Origin of the sequence: Mesorhizobium sp. M1A.F.Ca.IN.022.07.1.1 (genome assembly GCF_003997575.1) — a bacterium.
Lineage (GTDB): Bacteria > Pseudomonadota > Alphaproteobacteria > Rhizobiales > Rhizobiaceae > Mesorhizobium.
On the sequence record NZ_RZST01000622.1, the window covers coordinates 1 to 1,354 of the forward strand.

At 63.4% G+C, this 1,354-nt stretch carries 2 protein-coding genes; both read left to right on the top strand.

What is annotated here, in order from left to right; translation table 11 throughout:
- Window positions 1–630 (top strand): lytic murein transglycosylase (locus EOA75_RS32855; protein WP_206517114.1); only part of this gene is annotated, 630 nt, incomplete at its 5' end.
- Window positions 631–745: 115 nt separating this feature from the next.
- Window positions 746–1,354, top strand: a 609-nt coding sequence (locus tag EOA75_RS32860) for a DUF459 domain-containing protein (protein WP_127326138.1), incomplete at its 3' end; no start/stop codon positions are given.

The following is a 1,354-nucleotide window of genomic DNA, read 5'->3' on the forward strand; positions in this document are numbered from 1 at the left end:
ACGCAGTTCATCCCGACCAGCTATCAGCACTACGCGGTGGACATGGACGGCAATGGCCGGCGCGACATCTGGAATTCGATACCCGACGCGTTGGCGACTGCCGCCAACCTGCTCAGGAAGAACGGCTGGCAGGCCGGCAAGACCTGGGGCTATGAAGTGACCTTGCCGCCGGGCAAGCTGCCCGCCGGATCGAAGACGCTGGCGCAGTGGCAGGCTCTCGGGGTCGCCAGGGCCAACGGCAAGCCGTTCAGGAACCTGAGCGACAAGGCGACGCTCAAGGTGCCGGACGGCAGGGGCGGACCGGCCTTCCTGATGATCAGGAATTTCTCGGTCATCAAGGCTTACAACAATGCCGACAAATATGCTTTGGCCGTCGGCCTGCTCGCCGACGAAATCGCCGGTGGCACCGGGCTTGTGCAGGACTGGCAGCGGCCTTTCACCAAGCTCAGCTTTGAGCAACGGCAGGAACTGCAGAAGCGGCTTTCCGAGCACGGTTATTATGACGGCAAGTTCGACGGCAAGATCGGCGAGGGGTCGAAAGCCGCCATCATGGCCTACCAGGCGAAGGTAGGCTTGAGCCAGGATGGCTATCCGAGCCTGGAAGTGCTGAAATGGCTCCGGAAGCAATAGAGCCGCCCATGGCGTCAAGCATCCTTTCAAAAGCGGAAAGGATGCTGTAGCGCTGCGGCCTGCGCATGACTTGCCGGCTTTTTACGTTGTCATGCGCCAAGGATGGAGACTTTCATTGGTTACGGTCGCGCGTGTCTGGCTGATCGTTCGCCGCCTGCCGATTCTCGTCCTGGCCATCGCTGTGCTTGCCGTCGCCGGCTCGAGCGCCTTTCATTCCCCGGCTTTCGCGCAGGAAGACGGAAACCGCGGCTGGTCGCTGCGCGATCTTCTTTTCCCGCGCCGCAGCGAGCGCATTGAACCCCCTGCCAATGTCCAGCCGGTGAGGCCGAAGCCGAAGGCCAGAAAACCCAAGCCGCGCCCGCCGGCCGAGCCGGAGGCGCCGGTCGTCGAAAAGGCGCCGGATGCGCGCGTCGTGCTGGTGGTCGGCGATTTCCTGGCGGGCGGGCTCGCCGAGGGTCTGGACGTCGCCTTTGCCGACAATCCGGCGGTCAGGATCGTTTCGCGCAGCAACGGCTCGTCGGGCTTCGTGCGTGACGATTTCTACAATTGGCCGGTCGAGATCAAGTCTCTGATCGAGACGGAGAAGCCGTCCGTCGTGGTGGTCATGCTTGGCTCCAACGACCGCCAGCAGATGCGCGTCGGCGACGTCCGCGAGCAGCCGCGCTCCGAGAACTGGACCAAGGAATACGAGCACCGCACCGATGCGCTGGGCAAGGCCATTCAG